General features: G+C 61.0%; 15 protein-coding genes. 8 read left to right on the top strand and 7 right to left on the bottom strand.

Going from position 1 to position 18,402, the window contains the following annotated elements:
• The gene (locus tag ABWV42_RS03375; protein WP_353338883.1) at positions 1 to 2,346 is read right to left on the bottom strand and encodes a hypothetical protein; all 2,346 of its coding nucleotides are present in this window, start codon (positions 2,344 to 2,346) and stop codon (positions 1 to 3) included.
• A gap of 159 nt (positions 2,347 to 2,505) precedes the next feature.
• Between ABWV42_RS03375 and ABWV42_RS03370 the strand changes: the two genes are divergently transcribed.
• Positions 2,506 to 3,204 (top strand): SIMPL domain-containing protein, encoded by a 699-nt coding sequence (locus ABWV42_RS03370; RefSeq protein WP_353338881.1) that lies wholly within the window; start codon positions 2,506 to 2,508, stop codon positions 3,202 to 3,204.
• A 66-nt stretch (positions 3,205 to 3,270) separates the two neighbouring features.
• Here the strand turns inward: ABWV42_RS03370 and ABWV42_RS03365 are convergent, their stop codons facing one another.
• Positions 3,271 to 4,563, bottom strand: coding sequence for an O-acetylhomoserine aminocarboxypropyltransferase/cysteine synthase family protein (locus ABWV42_RS03365; protein ID WP_255104885.1), 1,293 nt, complete (start codon positions 4,561 to 4,563; stop codon positions 3,271 to 3,273).
• Positions 4,564 to 4,707: 144 nt separating this feature from the next.
• On the bottom strand, positions 4,708 to 5,712 hold the full coding sequence (locus ABWV42_RS03360; protein ID WP_353338880.1) for a GT-B fold glycosyltransferase domain-containing protein: 1,005 nt from the start codon (positions 5,710 to 5,712) through the stop codon (positions 4,708 to 4,710).
• 119 nt (positions 5,713 to 5,831) lie between these two features.
• On the opposite strand from ABWV42_RS03360, the gene ABWV42_RS03355 reads away from it, so the two are divergent.
• A complete protein-coding gene (locus tag ABWV42_RS03355) occupies positions 5,832 to 6,278 on the top strand; it encodes a hypothetical protein (RefSeq protein WP_255104890.1) in 447 nt (148 codons plus the stop codon).
• 18 nt (positions 6,279 to 6,296) lie between these two features.
• Here the strand turns inward: ABWV42_RS03355 and ABWV42_RS03350 are convergent, their stop codons facing one another.
• On the bottom strand, positions 6,297 to 7,919 hold the full coding sequence (locus ABWV42_RS03350) for a M10 family metallopeptidase C-terminal domain-containing protein (RefSeq protein WP_353338879.1): 1,623 nt from the start codon (positions 7,917 to 7,919) through the stop codon (positions 6,297 to 6,299).
• A 290-nt stretch (positions 7,920 to 8,209) separates the two neighbouring features.
• On the opposite strand from ABWV42_RS03350, the gene ABWV42_RS03345 reads away from it, so the two are divergent.
• Complete coding sequence (locus tag ABWV42_RS03345) at positions 8,210 to 8,980, top strand: helix-turn-helix transcriptional regulator (protein WP_353338878.1); 771 nt, start codon at positions 8,210 to 8,212, stop codon at positions 8,978 to 8,980.
• Between the two features lie 3 nt (positions 8,981 to 8,983).
• Here the strand turns inward: ABWV42_RS03345 and ubiV are convergent, their stop codons facing one another.
• The 3 genes from ubiV to ubiT are packed head-to-tail and all read right to left on the bottom strand — an operon-like array spanning position 8,984 to position 11,344.
• Positions 8,984 to 9,883 carry a ubiquinone anaerobic biosynthesis protein UbiV gene (gene ubiV, locus ABWV42_RS03340; RefSeq protein ID WP_353338877.1) on the bottom strand — a complete coding sequence of 300 codons (900 nt, stop codon included), beginning with the start codon at positions 9,881 to 9,883 and terminating at the stop codon, positions 8,984 to 8,986.
• Positions 9,884 to 9,887: 4 nt separating this feature from the next.
• Positions 9,888 to 10,865 carry a ubiquinone anaerobic biosynthesis protein UbiU gene (gene ubiU, locus ABWV42_RS03335; protein ID WP_353339508.1) on the bottom strand — a complete coding sequence of 326 codons (978 nt, stop codon included), beginning with the start codon at positions 10,863 to 10,865 and terminating at the stop codon, positions 9,888 to 9,890.
• On the bottom strand, positions 10,865 to 11,344 hold the full coding sequence (ubiT, locus tag ABWV42_RS03330) for a ubiquinone anaerobic biosynthesis accessory factor UbiT (RefSeq protein ID WP_502930934.1): 480 nt from the start codon (positions 11,342 to 11,344) through the stop codon (positions 10,865 to 10,867). Before ubiT ends, ubiU begins: the two co-directional genes overlap by 1 nt.
• Positions 11,345 to 11,554: 210 nt before the next feature.
• Between ubiT and ABWV42_RS03325 the strand changes: the two genes are divergently transcribed.
• From ABWV42_RS03325 to nosZ, 5 genes are all read left to right on the top strand, one after another.
• On the top strand, positions 11,555 to 13,063 hold the full coding sequence (locus ABWV42_RS03325) for a UbiD family decarboxylase (RefSeq protein ID WP_353338875.1): 1,509 nt from the start codon (positions 11,555 to 11,557) through the stop codon (positions 13,061 to 13,063).
• On the top strand, positions 13,060 to 13,626 hold the full coding sequence (locus ABWV42_RS03320; protein ID WP_353338874.1) for a UbiX family flavin prenyltransferase: 567 nt from the start codon (positions 13,060 to 13,062) through the stop codon (positions 13,624 to 13,626). The genes ABWV42_RS03325 and ABWV42_RS03320 overlap by 4 nt, the downstream gene beginning before the upstream one ends.
• Positions 13,627 to 13,827: 201 nt before the next feature.
• Positions 13,828 to 14,295 (top strand): DUF2946 family protein, encoded by a 468-nt coding sequence (locus ABWV42_RS03315; RefSeq protein ID WP_353338873.1) that lies wholly within the window; start codon positions 13,828 to 13,830, stop codon positions 14,293 to 14,295.
• A gap of 50 nt (positions 14,296 to 14,345) precedes the next feature.
• Positions 14,346 to 16,469, top strand: coding sequence for a 4Fe-4S binding protein (locus tag ABWV42_RS03310; RefSeq protein WP_502930946.1), 2,124 nt, complete (start codon positions 14,346 to 14,348; stop codon positions 16,467 to 16,469).
• Between the two features lie 20 nt (positions 16,470 to 16,489).
• A complete protein-coding gene (gene nosZ, locus ABWV42_RS03305; RefSeq protein ID WP_255104910.1) occupies positions 16,490 to 18,400 on the top strand; it encodes a TAT-dependent nitrous-oxide reductase in 1,911 nt (636 codons plus the stop codon).
• Positions 18,401 to 18,402 lie beyond the last annotated feature (2 nt).

Here is an 18,402-nt window from a genome sequence, read left to right as displayed (position 1 = left end):
TTAGCCCTTGGGCATTTTCAAGACGACGTTGCGCCCGGATTTCACATAACGCAGCTCGGTTTCGCCGATGGCGGAGACCTTGCCACCATCAATCCGGTCGCCCACTTGCACCTTCTTGTAACGGCCGTTGGACAGGCGCACGAGGGCGCGGCGGTCGGAAGAGGTGCCATAGACGCCGATCAGGTTGATCTTGTTGAGCTTTATGGCGTTCTGAATGGTCGCCTGTCGTGCGACCGACGCGGTGGTCGGAATTTTCGGTGTAACGGTGGCTGCCACAGGCACAGCCGCGACCGGCTCTGACGGGGTGGCCCGAGCGACGATCTGGCTGAAGTTCGAGGGGCGGACACGCGGCTTCACCGATGTCAGCACGGCCATCTTGTTGGGGGTGGTGTCTTTCTCTTCGGCGAACTTGGCCGACTCCGGACGCAAACGAGGGCGTATTTTGCCCAGTTCGGCAATCGTGCGCCCGCCGTTGTTGGCGCGCTCGTTCTGCTCGATCAGATCGGATGGGCGCAGACGCGGGCGAATTTTCGAAATCCGGGCCTCGTCTTCCGGTGTCAGGGTTTCCCCCGGGGCGGGCTGGCGTTTGGGATAGGCAGCAGGCAGGACAACCGGTTTTCCAAGGAACACGCGAATGCCATCCGGTGACATCGCGCCATTGCGTGTTGCGACTACGAGGCCGTTTTCGTCGAGATCAAAGGTCTGGTCCGCCGGGAGAGGCGACATGACCCGCGGGGCGGGGCGATCGGTTTGCAGGGCGGTCAGCGCGGGCAGGGCAATGGCGTCCTGTGCGGTTTGTACCGGGTCGATGGAGGTCGGATAGAGGGAATCCGTGCTGTCACCCAGCGCCGGTACAGCCTGCTCTGGCGCACGTTCCCAGATGCCGGTGACAGCGTAACGCGCTTCGGCTTCCTGTTGGGTGGGCGCAGTCGGATGCACGTCGTCGGTCATCGCCTCGATTTCGGCGCTGTCGGTAATGCTGCCGGTCCCAACGGGCTCGAGAAGAGCGGTTTCCATATCGCTGTCCGCGAGGTCCGGAACCTCTACGGTTTCAGCTTCCGGGGCGACGATTTCAAGACCCGGGGTCGGTTGGCTTTCCGGGGCCGTATCGGCGATCTGCGCGGGGGGATCACGGCGGAAAAGTCCTGCGACACCGCCTTCGAGGAACAGCGAGGCCCAAACGGCGACGGCCGCCAGGAAGACAATAAGCAGAACGGTCAGCAGCAGGCCGAGAAAACGCGGTTTGCCCCCGATCATGCCGTCGCGCGCGCCGAAGATGGCCATCCTTTTGTGCTCGGGATCCGCCGGGGTCACTGTTTCCCGCCGGATGCGCGGGGCGCGTGGGCCTTCGTTGTCCCGGCTGCGTGTAAAGGTTGCAGGGGTTTCCGCTTCTGTCTCTTCGGACCCCGCGGGGGCCGGCGGCAGATCGTCCTTTGCGGTGGCGCGAAGACCGGCAGCAATGCGCGCCGGGTCAAACCGCAGTTCGGCATCTTCCTTGCTGGGCGCAAGGCTTGCAGCAGGCACAGTTCCGTCGTTGACAGAGGGGCCTTCTACGGCCGGGGCCGGCTGTGGCGCTGAACGGCGCGAGCCAAAAGCGATGGGGGCCGCTTCCGGCTCTTCTGGCTTTGCCGGTTCGGCCGGATATTCATCTTCGACAACCGGTTCTGGGTCACTTTCGACGGACTCGGCCAGAGGCAATTCGGGTTGAGCAGCGACAGGTGGTGTTCCGCGGTGGGCATCCTCAAACGCGGCTGTGTCGATTTCCTCGACCGGCGCTTCTTCCGGAGCAGGGTCTGGGGCTCCGGTGCCGATGATGCGAATGGGTTCGACCTCGGCCTCGGGTGTTGCCCGGCCAAGAAGCTCGCCCGCGATTTCGGTCGGGCCGAAGAACGGTTCGCGCGGGAAGTCTTCGTCATCCGGGATTGCAACGAAGCATACCGGATTGAAGGCATGCTCCTTGGCGAAAGTTTCCGCCTCGACAAGTGTTTCACGGGCAACGGCGGCGACATGTGTCAGGCGCCGTTCGGGGGCGATCACGAAGGAGAGTTCATCCGCCTGATAAGGCGTTGTCGCCTCGAGTTCTTCCCTGGCCTGGGCACGCCGTTGCTTTGGCGGCACCTTGCCGGTCTCGATGGTCAGATACTTGATCTGATCATTGGGCAGGACAAGTTTCGTCCTGAAATCCGGCCCAGCAATGGCTTCGGCCATCTGGCGCAAGCCTTCGAGCTCGACCCCGAGATCTTCGGAGGTGAGCGAGGCTTCGCCCAAAAGGTTCCAGCCCCCTTCGACGCGGCAAAGAAGGCTAATCCCTTCAAAAGAAAGGCAAAGGGCAAAATCCGGTTTCATGCTGTGGCCTTAGCACCCAAACTTGGCTGTCGGTAGTCCTTATTCAATTTCAGCATTTTATAGCAGGGTTTCGCCGAAAGGAAGGAAAAGAGATGGCAGCGTTTTGACAGCAACCTTGAGGGGTGGTCTGAGTGGTGCGAAAGCATAAGGAGGTACGTTATGCGTGTGATGAGTATGATTTTGGGTCTCGTTGTGGTTCTTGCTTCGGTGGCCAGTTCGCCTGCTTTGGCAGAGGGGCGGCAGATCACCGTTCAGGGGCAGGGCAGTGTCGAGGCCGTGCCGGACATGGCGGTGTTGACGATGGGGGTATCGCATCAGGCGGATACTGCTGGCGATGCCATGGCACTCGTGGCCGGGGCGGCGCAAGAGATGTTGGCGCGGCTTGAGGCGATGGGTGTTGAAGCCCGTGACATGCAGACAAGCGAATTGTCTCTGCATCCTGTCTGGGAGCGGGATCGGTACGAGAACCGCGCGCCCAAGGTGATTGGTTTCAACGCGTCGACCCAAGTAACAGTGAAACTGCGTGATCTTGCGCGGGTTGGGCAGGTATTGGACGCGGTGGTGCAGGATGGCGCGAACCAGTTCAATGGCCTGCGCTTTTCGCTGCAAGACCCCGAGCCGCAGATGAATGACGCGCGTGTGGCGGCCGTAGCGGATGCACGTGCGCGGGCCGAGCTTTATGCAAAGGCGGCGGGGGTGACCCTTGGGCCGGTTCTGAGCATCCAGGAACATGGAGGTGCTGCCCCTGCGCCGGTGTTCATGGCGCGGGCCGCCATGGCCGAGGCGGCGATGCCGATTGCCGAAGGCGAGGTGTCGGTGCAGGCTGGCGTGACGATGGTCTTCGCGATCGCGGATTGATCGACCCCCTGACAAAGCAAAAGGCCGCGCGGGGTGCGCGGCCTTTTCTTTTTGGGTCAGCCCCGTTTAGCCGTGGGCTTTGTTCAGCGCCTGATCCAGATCGCGGATCAGGTCTTCGGCGTTCTCGATGCCGATCGAGATGCGCACCACGTTCGGGCCAGCGCCTGCGGCTTCCTGCTGTTCCGGGGTCAGCTGGCGGTGGGTGGTCGAGGCCGAGTGGATCACCAGCGAACGGGCATCGCCGAGGTTGGCGACGTGGCTGAAGATTTCGAGGCTGTCGACGAACTTGACGCAGGCGTCATAGCCGCCCTTCAGGGCCACGGTGAACAGGCCGCCCGCACCTTTCGGACAGACGGTGGCAACGCGGTTGTTGTAGGGCGAGGATTCGAGGCCTGCATAGGTCACGTAGTCCACGTGGTCGTGACCTTCGAGCCAGCTCGAGATGGTCTTGGCGTTTTCAACGTGGCGCTCCATGCGCAGGCTCAGGGTTTCGATGCCCATCAGCGTGTAGTGCGCCGCCTGCGGGTTCATGGTCATGCCGAGGTCGCGCAGGCCGATGGCGATGCCGTGGAAGGTGAAGGCCAGCGGGCCAAAGGTCTCGTGGAACTTCAGGCCGTGGTAGGCTTGTTCCGGTGCCGAGAGCGAGGGGAACTTGTCGCTTGCCGACCAGTCGAACTTGCCCGAGTCGACGACACAGCCGCCGGTGACCGTGCCGTTGCCGGTCAGGTACTTGGTGGTCGAGTGGACAACCAGCGTCGCACCAAGGGAAATCGGGTTGCAGAGGTAGGGCGTCGCCGAGGTGTTGTCGACGATCAGCGGCACGCCGGCCTTGTCTGCGATGGCCGCGATGGCCGGGATGTCGGTGATGTAGCCGCCCGGGTTGGCGATGGATTCGCAGAACACCGCGCGGGTGTTTTCGTCGATGGCTTCTGCCACGGCGGCCTCGTCATCGAAATCAACGAACTTGGCCGACCAGCCAAAACGTTTGATGGTCTGGCTGAACTGGGTGATGGTGCCGCCGTAAAGACGGGTGGAGGCAACCACATTGGTGCCGGGGCCCATCAGCGGGAACAGCGCCATGATCTGGGCCGCGTGACCGGACGAGCAGCAGACCGCGCCAACACCGCCCTCAAGCGTCGCGATGCGTTCTTGCAGAACGGCGACGGTGGGATTGGTCAGGCGCGAATAGATGTAGCCCACTTCCTGAAGGTTGAAGAGTGCCGCTGCATGTTCGGCGTCGCGGAAGACATAGGCCGTCGACTGGTAGATCGGCGTCTGGCGCGCGCCAGTGGCCGGATCGGGACGGGCGCCCGCGTGGATCTGCAAAGTATCAAAACCGTAGGTGGCCCCTTCGGACATGATGTTTCCTCCTATAAAAATCCTTGGGCAAATGTTTAGGGGCTGGCCGGACAGGGTGCAACGCGTTTGGTCGCGAAAGGATGGCGTTCCGATTTCGCGTGCCTTTCGGGGAAAATGCTCTGGATTTCAGGTGGCAGGGTTCGCTTAGCGCATCCAAAAGCCGTTGCGTTTGATCGTATTGCGGATGGCCTGTTCCTTGCGGGGCAGGTGATCGCGGTCAAACAGCGCGCGGACCTTTTCGCCACGCCCCTGATAGATCATGCGTTTCATGGGCTCGTATTGCTTGAGAACCTTCTTGATCTTGTTGGGGCTGGCGACTTCTTCCAGAACCTCGACAACGCGGTCGCTTTCACGTGCATAAAGCAGCGGGAACAGGCGATAGTGACAGGTTACATCGCCATCTAGGTACCCTTCCGGCAGGGCGTCGCGCCCCCCGCCGAGGGAATGGATCACTAGGGGCAGGGCCACTTGATCAAGCCAGGGATCAAGGCTCTGGCAGACAAGTTCACTGGGCATGTCCCACTTGATGTCATGGGCGTATTTCAGAAAGCGCTCACCAAAGAGTTTGGGGCACTTGTAGTAGAAGAAACCCGCGTTGAAATAGAGATAGCGGCGCCAGTATTCATCTGGTTGCGACAGGTCGAGCGAGCTTTCGAAATCCAGCTCGAACTTGTTGTAGAGGGATTTCCAGATTTCGGTGTAGCCGGGGCCATAGAGTTCCAGTGTTGGCCATGTGCCTTCCACCCGGCGCGAGGCGCTGGGGCGGTCGAAATCGAACGGCACGGACATCAGGTCACCCGTGACCAGCGTGTCGGTGTCGAAGAACACGAAGGGTTCGCCCTCGGGCAGGGCGGCCAGACCTTCGATCTTGTTGGCGTAGGGGTAATGCTGGCCGAAATAGGGGCTTTCGAAGGGGATGATTTCGGCACCGAGGCTTTCGAGCGTTGCGCGGACGTCATCCTGTTTGATGCGCGGATCATCCCACCAGTTTTTGCCCGGTTGCGGCTCGGCCACGATCAGGCGGCCCTTGAAATCAGGCGAGTTGGCCCGCAACGAGGCAGCAAAAAGGATCGCCTCGTACTGAAGGCGCCCCTTGTGGCCGACGATCATGATATTGAAATTGGCCTGCTTCGACGCTTTTCTTGCCATTTACTCTAATGCCCTGCACCATACCTGTGGCGCGAGTATAGCGGCGAAATCCTCTCTTAAAAGCAAGGATTTGAATTATCTCATCGCCAAAGCGCGGCATTTTGAAATGGGAGGTTAAAATGAAAGCAACACGATGGATGGCACTGGCGCTGGGCCTTGTCGCAGCACCCGCCCTCGCGACAAGCGAGCGCGCGGTGGAGGATCAGACACCCACCGGTAAGTTCCTTACGGCAACCGAAGTGCGCCCCATTCTCGAGGCGACGAAGGGCAACTGGATCGCGGTGCGCGAGTTCAACGGGCAGGACCTGCTGTACTTTACACACCTGATTTCTTGGCGCTGTGGGCTGTATGAAATCCATTTCCGCGTGAATGGCGGGCCGACCAAACAGTTCCCCATCAACAACTGCGATCCGGAAACTCACATGGTCGGCAGCGTGCCGGAGAACGCCCTGATCTATCTGGAGTATCCCCTGGGTTCGATTGAGACGATCGAGGTGGACCTGCTTTATGACGACCTCGGGACGGCCACCGAGACGTTCGAGCGCAAGAACGTGATGACGCCCTGAGCGGGCGGCAAATCCCGTCTAAAGAATGAAGTCGTCGGCTGTCAGGCCGATGACATTTCGCAGATACAGCATGCCTTCGAACTTGCCGTCACCGTTGATGTCCCAAAAGACCTTGGTCCAGTTTTCAGTCGGGTTCGCCTTGATGCGCAGCTCTGCCTGACCGTTGCCGGTCAGGGCGACGCCCTTGATGAAGTTGAACTCGCCTTCGACCATCGCCGAGACGTCGATCAGGTCTTCGCCGCGCGTGAAGTCATGAATGGTGTCGGCGTTGGCCAAGGTGCGGCCGGAGTCGAATTTGTTCGTGAAAACAAAGGTGTCGAGGCCCTCATCGCCCGTCAGGTTGTCACGTCCGCGCCCGCCCGTCAGCACGTCATTGCCCGCGCCGCCATAGAGATCGTCGTCACCAAATCCGCCCTTTAGAAGATCATCGTCTTCCTCGCCCCGCAGGATATCGCGCCCGGTGCCGCCCTTCAGCACGTCGTCGCCGTACCCACCAAGCAACTGGTCGAGGTCCGCGCCGCCCTTGAGCGTGTCGTTGCCTGCACCGCCCTTGATCTGGTCCGCGCCCTTGTTGCCGACAAGGCGGTTGTCTCCGGCATTTCCGTCAATGATGTCGTTGCTCTGGCTGCCCCAGACCCTCGTATCCCCGACGCCGAGAAGGGCTGCCCGTTCGATGGAGTTGACCATCGTGATGTTGCCGGTCGAGGAGACCGTGTCAAAGCCGTTGCCCCCTTCGATGATGGGGGTTCCGCCCCAGACAAAGAACTGGTCATTGCCGTCGCCGCCATTGATCTCTCCCGAGAAGCCTGCGTGAAACTCCGCCAAGTCGTTTCCATCGCCGAGGTTGATCGGGCCGAGGACAGTTCCGCTGTTGATGAAGGTATCGTTGCCGTCTGTCATGGTGACGTAACCGTCGATCAGCCCGGTGTTTTCAACGCGTGCGTTGGCCCCTTCGAGCAGAACGTTGCCGATCAAGCTGCCCGTGTTGATGACGGTGGAGGTGTCTGTTGCGAGCATGGCATGGACTGCAAACAGGCTGCCTTGCACGGTGCCGGTGTTGACGACCTGCAGGATACCATTTCTTGCCAGAATGCCGGTGGAGGCCGCGCCGGTTGCCAGAATGTCTCCGGAATTGTTGATCGCAAGATCGGACCTTCCGACAATGGCATCGTCATGGCCTACGATACGGCCTGTGTTGGCGATGGAGGATGCGAAGGCACCTGAGATCTGGCCGGCGATGTCGATCGCTGCCCTGTTGGATGAGATTGTCCCGTTGTTGATGATCTCGTGGTGCTGGATCAGCGATGAAAGCTTGATCGCCTCGTAGTCAGACGAAATCTCGCCATTGTTGGTGATGTGGTTGAGGCCACCCTGAAGGAAAAGCGCGTTGCTGTTCGCACTCCAGAGCTTGCCGCCTTCGCCGATTGTGATTTGGGCGTTGAGGGTGGCGTCGCGGTCCACCTCGAGGTCAATTGCTCGCCCGTTGCTCAGGATTTCGCCGGACACAAAGATCGACTGACCGCTTTCGTCGGTCATGTTTTCGATGCCAGCCTCGGCTAGGGTTGCGTTCTCGGTGATGATGAGTGTTTCGTTGTCGGCCAGTACGATGTCTGTGGTCGAAAAGGTATTGAGAATTGTCATCTGGCTGCTCCGAAATCATGAACACTATGTCGGGGGCACGGCGGGTGGACGAGTGGGATCCGGTCGACGCGTCGGGACTTGCATCTGTATGCCATGCCCCCGGTCCGGGTGGACGCGGGCAACTTAGGGCGTGTCTTAGCAAAGACATATCCCCGTAAATTAGGGGGGTATGTGGGGTGTGTCTGGCCAAGTGGTTGTGCCGATATAGGTTTTTTGCCTAGGGTGGAGTATCGAAAACCGAGGCATACTGAGTGCTTGGCACCCGAAGAATTGGGTGAGAGAGGCGTATTTTGAGTGGGATTGTGAAGTGGGACGAAATTGATCGTCTCGAGCATTGTTGTGACGTTGAGGATTTGTGGGCGCAGGCGCTGGGCCTGTTGTCAGGCATCGGTTTCGAGTTCGTGATCTACCTGACGGTGGACGAAGCCTTTGGCGCGCCGCAATTGTTCACTAATGCGCCTGCCGTCCATGCGGGCACCCCGGCGGCCAACGACCCGTTCCTTGCCCATTGTTGCAGCTCCTATGCGGCGACGTTCACGGGGGCAGAGTTTGTCGAGGACTATGCCTATCTTGGCGAGCAGGAGCGGGCGTTCATCCGTGCCGCCAGCGAAAAGACCGGGTTTCACGCCGGGATTGCCCTGCCTATGCGCCTGCAGGGGTCGGCGCGGTTCGGGGGCTTCAACCTTGGCACGGGCAAGACGCGCGCCGAGTTCCAAGCAATGGTCGAGGGGCGCATCGAAGAGCTGCGGTTTCTGTGCCTTGTCGTGCACCGCAAAATGGAAGAACTGACGGCCGGTGGCGCGGGAGAGGCCGCGTTCCGGCAGCGGCTTTTGGCGCCGTTTCCCAAAGCCCGCGCTGCCCTTAGCCCGCGCGAGCAGGAGGTTATGTACCTGTTCAGCCAGGGCCTCAGCACCAAGCAGGCCGCCGAAGCCTGCCAGATTTCGACACATACCGTGTCTGATTATGCCAAGAGCGCCTATCGTAAACTGGGCGTGCGCAACCGGGTCGCGGCGGTGCGTCAGTACGAGGCGCTATTGGCGTCGGCCGAGGCTGCGGAGTAGGGCTCAGGCGGCTTTGCCGGACCAATCCACGCCCCGATCCCCATCAAGGAACCCGTCGGAGAGGGAACATCCCGGTGCGGCTGCGCGGATCGCGTCCGTGAGGCCGTCCGCGGTGAGCGTACCGTCGAGACGGGCGCGATAGGCGTCGATGATCTGCGTGAACCCCACGGATTGCGGCGAAAGGCGCAGGGCGCCTACTCCGGCTTCGCGCAGGGCCTCGAGCTGATAGGCGGCGCTGGCGTGGGTCTGGGAGAGGGTCTGCACGCCATTCATGGTCAGAAATGGCTGGCCGTCGGTCGTGTTGACCTGCAGACCATCCGGATCGTCTTCGCAGGCAAACTGGCAGTTGTCCTTGGTGCGTCCGTGCATGCGTGCGTGGTAACAGCGCCCCGAGATCGCCAGCGGCAGGCGGCCGTGTCCCCAGACTTCGATGGTGAGATCTTTGTCTTTGGCCGCATCACACAATGCCTTGACGGACTCCAGGGGAAGTTCGGGCGGCAGGCAGATGCGCGTTGCTCCGCGATCCGCGAGCCATTTCAGCGTGCCTTCGTTATAGACATTCACGAGGGGGCCAACGGAGAAGGGCATGTCTGCGGGGATATGCGCCAGTGCGGTCAGGTCATTCACCTCGACTTCGACACCCATCTCGGCCAGCGCGTGCGTGGCAACGCGTTCGCGTTTCAGCGTGACCAGAGCCAGCGAGGTGATGGCGACGGATTTTCCCGCGTTTGCAAGGGTTTCAAGGGCGGCGGGGATACGATCCTGATAGAAGGGCATGCGTTTGGAGCACACCAACTCGCCTAGCGACACGCGATCAACCGGTGCCGCGGCTAGTTCGTCGTAAAAGGCGGTCCAGTCCTCGGCTTTCCAGAAAAACTGGTTGGGACCAACGGTCAGTTCCATGCGGTTATCTCCAGGTTTTCTTATAAGCGCCGGTGGTGCCGGCCTGTCCTTCCGACAGGCGGGCCAGCATCCCTTCGGGCAGCGGGCGACCAGCGGCTTCGGCTTCGACAGCAGCACGGAAGTTCTTGACCACCTGCGCCACATAGGAGCGCGAGCGTTGGCGGCCTTCGATCTTGAGGGCGGTGACGCCAGCCTTGGACAGGGCAGGGATCAGTTTTTCGGCATTCAGGCTGACCGGATCTTCGAAGAGGTGCGCGGTTTTCTCGCCTGCCGTGAAACAGCCCTTGCACAGTGTCGGGTAGGGGGCGGGTTCGTCCTTGCCGACCTTGTGAATGGTATAGCCGCCAAGGCGGGCCGCCAGATCGGTGCCTTCTTCCTTGTATTCAACATGCGAGGCAGGTGAACAGACTCCATTCATGTTGGGCGAACGTCCGGTGGCATAGGAGGACAGGGAACAGCGCCCTTCGGCCATCACGCAAAGCCCGCCGAAGACGAAGACCTCGGTTTCCACCTCGGTGCCCTTGTTGATTTCAGCGATTTCCGGAACCGACAGGACGCGGGGCAGGACAACTCGTTTTACCCCGAACTCTGCGGCGTAAAAGTTGATGATGTCGGCATTTGCGGCGGCGGCCTGAACCGACAGGTGACGGCGCAGGTTCGGATGGGTCTTGGCCGCATGGGCAAGGAGGCCAAGGTCAGCGAGGATAACGGCATCCGCACCGGCGGTTTCGGCGTCGGCCACGGCGCGGTGCCAGATGTCCTCGGCACCTGCGCGGGGATAGGTGTTGATCGCGACAAGAACCTTGGATCCGTGGGAATGGGCAAAGCGCACGCCTTCCATCATCTCTTCGCGGCTGAAGTTCAGGCCGGGAAAATTGCGGGCGTTGGTTTCATCGGCGAATCCGCAGTAAATCGTGTGGGCACCGGCCTTGACGGCGGCGCGCAATGCGGCGGGGGTGCCTGCGGGGCAGACAATTTCCATCACCATGCCAGATCCTCTTCCTGACGGGTCAAAGCTACGCCGGTGCGGCGTTCGGCAAGCGCCACGAGGCGCTGGAGCGGGCGGGCAAGGGGGCCGCTCAGGGCTCCGATCTCCTCGCCAAGATCAAGTTCCGCGTCGTCAATGGCATTTCGAAGGGCCAGAGCCGCCGAAGTGTCACCTTCGATCACCAGATCGCGGGAAAAGAACAGCGCATCGCCGTCATAGGCCCCATGCACAAGGCCCAGCAGGGCAGCCAGCGGTCCGGCGATCCGGGCATCACCCTCGAGATCGCGCCGTGACAACAAGATGCGCGGTGCACCGCCCCTCGGTTCAAGGCACATCGTTACGGGGAGGTCAGCCGGATCAAGAATGAACCGGCTTTCCCCGTATTCGCCCAGTCGGCGGAACATGGAGGAGTGGCGCTTGGCAACGCTACGGGACACCTGCGTCAGTGCGAGCGCCAAGGGGCGGAGCGGCATGAAACGCAAGGCACGGGCCAGCGGGGTCGGGAATATCGGGATGCTCAGGGCAGGCTCTTCTTGCAAACCTCTGGTCTTTCTTCTTGGCGACGTCGCGCGGTCTCCGAAAGAGTTGATAGACCCATGTCGCCGGGGCGCACTTGATGAAGGTCAAGTAGCGCGGATTTGGGCTCTGGTATCGGCTTGCGGAAACAAGACCACGAGAGTGCCATGCGCGCCTTGCCGCCCCATCCCGACCTGCGCAGTTTCCTGGCCTGGGCCAGTGCCACGGATCAGTTTGCGTGTCTGGCCGAGCCGGTGGAGGTCGCGCATCGGATGACTGCGATCCACAAGGCGGTGCTTGAGCGTGGTGGTCCTGTTCTGCAATTTGACCGACCGGTTCTGGCGGACGGGTCGGTGGCCGGGATGCCCGTCGTGGCGAACCTGTTCGGAACTCCCGAACGGGTCGCGGCGGGGCTGGGAGTAGGCGAAGCACAGCTGGATGATCTGGGGGCATTCCTTGCTGCGCTGCGCTCTCCCACCCCGCCGTCGGGGGCGCGTGATGCCCTGTCGCGCTGGCCGATGTTGAAGGCAGCGCTAGCGACGCGGGCCAAAACGGTGAAGCGAGCGAAGGTGCAAGAGATTGTTCTTGAAGGGGAAAACGTTGATTTGGCGCGTATCCCCGTGCAGACGCATTGGCCCGGTGATGCAGGGCCGCTGATCACATGGCCGGTTGTCCTGACGCGGTCGGCGCAAAGTGGTGTGGAAGATGTGAATGCCTATAACGCTGGGGTGTATCGGGCGCAGGTGATTGGGCGGGAACGGATCATCATGCGTTGGCTTGAGCATCGGGGTGGCGCGAAACACATGCGCAGCTGGATGGCGGCAGGGGAAAGGATGCCGGTGGCCATCGTGCTGGGGGCGGATGCGGCAACCCTGTTGTCGGCGGCACTGCCTTTGCCCGAGACGGTATCGGAACTGACCTTTGCCGGCGCGCTGGGTGGGGTGCGCCCCAGGGTGGTGGCTGCCAAGAGCGTGCCGATGATGGTGCCTGCTGACGCGGAGATCGTGATAGAGGGCTGGATCAGCGCAGGCGACACCGCGCCGGAGGGGCCGTTCGGGGATCACACCGGATATTACAACGCGGCGGAACCTTTTCCTGTGATGCATGTGACGGCGATCACCCATCGCGAAAATCCCCTTTACCTGTCGACATTTACGGGGCGACCACCGGATGAGCCTGCGATCATCGGCGAGGTGTTCAACCGCCTGTCACTACCGGTCATCCGCGATCAGATTCCAGAGATCAGGGATGTCTGGCTGCCACCGGCCGCCTGTTCCTATCGGATGGCGGTGATCGCCATCGACAAGCGTTACCCCGGGCAGGCGCAGAGGGTGATGATGGGGCTGTGGGGGATGTTGCCGCAGTTCAGTTATACCAAGATGATTGTCGTGGTGGATGATGACCTGGATGTGCGCAGTTGGGACGACATCGCCTGGGCGCTGGCGACGCGGATGGATCCGGCGCGGGATGTGACGATTCTGGAGCGTACGCCGATGGACTATCTGGATTTTGCTTCACCCGAACCGGGGCTGGCGGGGAAGATCGGGATTGATGCCACCCGGAAGATCGGGGCCGAGACCTCGCGGGAGTGGGGGGAAGTGATGGCGGTGCGTCCGCAAGATGCTGATTTCGCGGAAGATTTCATTGCCCGTTGCCTGCCGGAGTTGCGGGCATGACGGCGCGGGTGGTTCTGGGGGTAAGTGGAGCTTCTGGGGCGGCGCTGGGCGTGGCGGTGGCGCGGAAATTGCACGCGGTTCAGGCCGAAATTGACCTTGTTGTCAGCTCTGCGGCAGAGCGGACGCTGAGCGAGGAGTGCGGTGATAACACTCTGGAAGGGTTGAAGAAAATCGCGTCTTCCTCACATGATGTGCGCGACGTGGGGGCGCGGATTGCCTCGGGGTCGGCTCCGGTGGCGGGGATGATCGTGGCCCCCTGTTCCATGCGCAGCCTTGCATCCATTGCCAACGGGTTGGATGACAACCTGTTGACGCGGGCCGCGGGGGTGCAGTTGAAAGAGCGCAAGCCCTTGATTTTGCTTACAAGAGAAGCGCCCCTTACGCTGGCGCACCTGCGCAATATGACAGCAGTGACCGAGATGGGAGGGATCATCCTGCCACCGGTGCCTGCCTTCTATCTGCATCCCAAAACCCTTGATGACGTGGTTGCGCAGATCGCCGCGCGGGCGGTTGATTTGCTGCGGATCGCGGCGCCGGTCGCGCAGGCCTGGACGCCGGAATAAGGGCCGAAAACCGGCGTATGTATTACGTCGGTATTGCGTCGGTATTGCGGAGGTGCGGGTTTCGCACTGCGTGAATGGGTCACTTTCCGCAGATTTGACCATCCATTCAAAAAAATCCGATCCGTGCCTAACCAAAGTCAAGTCGGCGACTCGGAACGAGGCGTACCTCTGGTTGCATCAAGTCAGTCAGTGGAGTCGCGCATGCTTGCGCAGAACTTTTACAGAGCAAGATCTCGCCGGGGTGCCCAAGCGCGCCTCCGGCGTCTTTTTGTTCCGGTTCTGGGGATGCTTGCGCTGGTTTTGCAGATGATCTTGCCTGTGGTGTCGCAGGCGTCGGAAGGTGAGTGGATCGAAATCTGCGCCGAGTATGGCCCGGTGATGATGCAGATCGACTTTGAGGATGAAGAGGGCGAAGCCCCGTGTCCCGATTGTGGTGATTGCGTGATGTGCGCCGTTTCCACTCCAGGCCTTCACGACGCTGATCCGGTGATTGTATCGGTGGTGGCTTCGCTTTCGGAGGAGGCCCCGCTTGTCGGGGGGATTGCACCTGAGGGCGTGCGCTGGTTGCGCCCCATTACGCGCGGCCCTCCAGCCGCGCCCCAAGTTAGAACGGACCGCGCCCCGTGCGCGTTCATGGCGTATTCTCTAAGTGAAGGAGGTGCGCTGTGAGTGCAAAGCGCGCAATCTTTTCCTGGCTGAGTGCCGTGATCTTCATTCTCGTGTCGATCGTCGCGGCCGAGGTGAAAGCAGACAGCCTCGCCAGTTTTCTCCCTGATATTGCTCCTGAAGAGCTGGTGCCCGGAGCCGATGGTTTCGGTCAGGTGCGTGACGATGTCAAAGTTGCCCCGATCCTGAAGGGCGGCGAAACCGTTGCATGGGCCTTCCTGACCTCGGATTTCGTGGGCACCACCGGGTATTCCGGCAAACCCATTCACGTGGTTGCAGCCATTGATGATGACGCGGTGCTGACCGGTGTGAAGCTGGTCAAACACTCGGAACCCATTGTTCTGATCGGTATCCCGGAATCTAAGATGGTGGCCCTGACCGAGGGCTATGCCGGGCTGGACCTCAAGATCGAGGCGGCCACCGGTGGTGAAGGTCACGAACTCGATATCATTTCCGGTGCGACCGTGACCGTGATGGTGATCGATGACAGCGTTGTGCGTGCCGGGATCAAGGTGTCGCGGGCTTTGGGCCTTGGGGGGCTTTCGCAGGTCGAAACCGGACCCAAACGCGAAATCGATATGGCCCGCGAGGGCACCGAAGACTGGTCGACCCTGTCGGGTGACGGGTCGGTGCGTCGCATGACGCTGGATGTCGGACAGATCAACAAGGCCTTTGAAGACACCGGAGATGCCCGTGTTCTCAAACGCCCCGAACCGGGCGAGCCGGACGACACCTATATCGACATGCACGTGGCGCTGGCCTCGGTGCCGTCGATCGGCAAGTCGCTGTTGGGCGAGGCGGAATACAAGAACCTTGTCGAGTGGCTGGAACCCGGTGAGCACGCGATCCTGATGCTGGGCCGTGGGATCTACAGCTTCAAGGGCTCGGGATATGTGCGGGGCGGTATCTTTGACCGTATCCAGCTGATCCAGGGCGACAACAACGTCCGTTTCTTTGACAAGCAGCAGCGCCGTCTTGGCGAGTTGGCCACGGATGACAGCCCGAGTTTCGTGGAACTGGACCTGTTCAAGATCCCGGCCGATGTCGAGTTTGACCCGGCGCAGCCCTTCCGCATCCAGCTTTTGGCGCAACGCGCCGTTGGCCCGATTGAAAAGACCTTTCTGACCTATGACCTCGGCTACAAGCTGCCCGAGCAATACCTGCTGCCGATGGCTGCGCCGAAGGTGATCGAGGATGCCACCAGCGAAGCGGCGGCCAAATCGGCCTTGTGGAAACGCATCTGGAAAGACAAGACGTTTGAGATCGGTGTGCTGGGCGCAATGCTCCTGGTGCTGACGGGCGTGTTCTTCTTCCAGTTCCAGGCAACCGCGAATGCGCGTGTCTTCTACTGGTTCCGGATCGGCTATCTGACGGTCACGCTGTTCTTCCTTGGCTGGTACGCCAATGCGCAGCTGAGCGTGGTGAACCTGATGGCGCTTGCCGGTAGCCTGCGCAGCGGTTTCACCTGGGATGCTTTCCTGATGGATCCGCTGGTGTTCATCCAGTGGTTTGCCATCGCGGCCGCGCTGCTGTTCTGGGGCCGTGGGGCCTATTGCGGATGGCTGTGCCCCTTTGGTGCCCTTCAGGAGTTGCTGAACAAGATCGCACGCGCCTTCAAGGTGCCGCAGATCACCCTGCCGTGGGGCCTGCATGAACGCCTGTGGCCTGCGAAATACATGATCTTTCTTGGTCTGTTCGGCCTGAGCATGGTGTCGATCCCGATGGCCGAGACCTATGCCGAGGTCGAGCCGTTCAAGACCGCGATCATCCTCAAGTTCGTGCGGGAATGGCCGTTCGTAGTCTTCGCCGTGGCCCTTCTGGTGGCCGGCCTGTTCATCGAACGCTTCTACTGCCGCTATCTCTGCCCGCTGGGCGGGGCGCTGGCGATCCCGGCCCGCATCCGCATGTTCGACTGGCTGCGCCGTTACAAGGATTGCGGCAGCCCGTGCCAGACCTGTGCCAACGAATGTCCGGTACAGGCGATCCACCCGACCGGTGAGATCAATCCAAACGAATGCGTCGACTGTCTGCACTGTCAGGTGCTGTACCAGTCCGACACGAAATGTCCGGTGGTCATCCGTCAAATCAAGCGACGGGCGAAAACCGGCACGGCGGACATCAAGATCCCTGTTCAGGGGAAACCGCCGGCAAATCACCCAAACGCCAAAACGACTTAGGATTCTTGAAGGAGGAAACCATGTCTGAAGAAACCAAGAAAGGCCTGTCCATGACCCGTCGGGGCATGTTGGGGGCAACCGCAACGGGGGCCGTTCTGGCCGGTACCGGTGTGGGCAGCTCGCTCCTGACAGCCACCCCGGCACAGGCGGCAAACAATGCGCACCTCGCACCGGGTGACCTTGACGAGTACTATGGCTTCTGGTCGTCGGGCCAGACCGGTGAGCTGCGTATCCTCGGCGTGCCGTCGATGCGCGAGCTGATGCGTGTTCCGGTGTTCAACCGTTGCTCGGCAACCGGCTGGGGCCAGACCAACGAGTCGCTGAAGATTCTGACCGAGGGCCTGCTGCCGGAAACCAAAGAGTTCCTGCATGCCAACGGCAAGGTCACCTATGACAACGGCGACCTGCACCACCCGCACATGTCGTTCACCGACGGCACCTATGATGGCCGCTTCCTGTTCATGAACGACAAGGCCAACACCCGTGTGGCCCGTGTGCGTTGTGACGTGATGAAGTGTGACAAGATCATCGAGATCCCGAACGCGCTTGATATTCACGGCCTGCGTCCGCAGAAATATCCGCGCACCGGGTATGTCTTTGCCAACGGCGAGCACGAAGCACCGCTGGTCAACGACGGTTCGGTCCTCGACGACAAGTCGCAATACGTCAACATCTTCACCGCCGTTGACGGCGACGAGATGAAAGTTGCTTGGCAGGTGATCGTGTCGGGCAACCTCGACAACACCGATTGTGACTATCAGGGCAAATATGCCTTCTCGACCTCGTACAACTCGGAAATGGGTGTGAACCTCGCCGAGATGACCGAGAGCGAGCTGGACCACGTTGTTGTCTTCAACATCAAGGCCATCGAAGCCGCGATCGAAGCGGGCAACTATCAGGAACTGAACGGTGCCAAGGTCGTGGACGGCCGCAAGGGCGCGCCGGGCAACCTGACCGCCTATATCCCGATCCCGAACTCGCCGCACGGTGTGAACGCATGCCCCGACAAGCGCCACATCATGATCAACGGCAAGCTGTCGCCGACCGTTTCGGTGATCGACGTTCAGAAAGTGGACGAGATCTTTGCAAACGGCGCCGATCCGCGTTCGGCCGTTGTTGCGGAACCGCAGCTGGGTCTTGGCCCGCTCCACACCGCGTTCGACAACCGTGGCAACGCCTACACCACGCTGTTCCTCGACAGCCAGGTCGTGAAGTGGGACATCCAGAAAGCCATCGACGCCTATGCAGGCAAGGATGTTGATCCGATCCTCGACAAAGTCGACGTTCACTATCAGCCGGGCCACAACTCGACCTCGATGGGTGAAACCGCCGAGGCAGACGGCAAGTGGCTGATTTCGATGAACAAGTTCTCGAAAGACCGCTTCCTGAACGTGGGTCCGCTGAAGCCGGAAAACGAGCAGCTGATCGACATTTCGGGCGACAAGATGAAGGTGGTCCACGACGGCCCGACCTTCGCCGAGCCGCACGACTCGATCATTGTTCACCGCTCGAAAGTGAACCCGGTCAACACCTGGGACCGCAATGACCCGATGTGGGCTGATGCGCGTGCACAGGCAGAGGCAGACGGCGTTGATCTCGACGACTGGCAGGACACTGTCATCCGCGACGGCAACAAGGTCCGCGTCTACATGACCAGCCAAGCGCCGAACTTTGCGCTGGAAACCTTCACCGTGAAGCAGGGCGACGAGGTCACCGTGATTGTCACCAACCTGGATGACATCGATGACCTGACCCACGGCTTCTGCATGGCGAACTTTGGTGTTGCCATGGAGATCGGGCCGCAGGCGACCGCGTCGGTCACCTTTGTTGCCGAGCGTCCCGGTGTTCACTGGTACTACTGCCAGTGGTTCTGCCACGCGCTGCACATGGAAATGCGCGGCCGCATGTTCGTAGAACCGCGCGGAGCGTAAAC

Origin of the sequence: Pelagimonas sp. KU-00592-HH (assembly GCF_040369695.1) — a bacterium.
Classification (GTDB): domain Bacteria; phylum Pseudomonadota; class Alphaproteobacteria; order Rhodobacterales; family Rhodobacteraceae; genus Shimia.
This window is presented reverse-complemented; position numbering and strand designations above follow the sequence as displayed.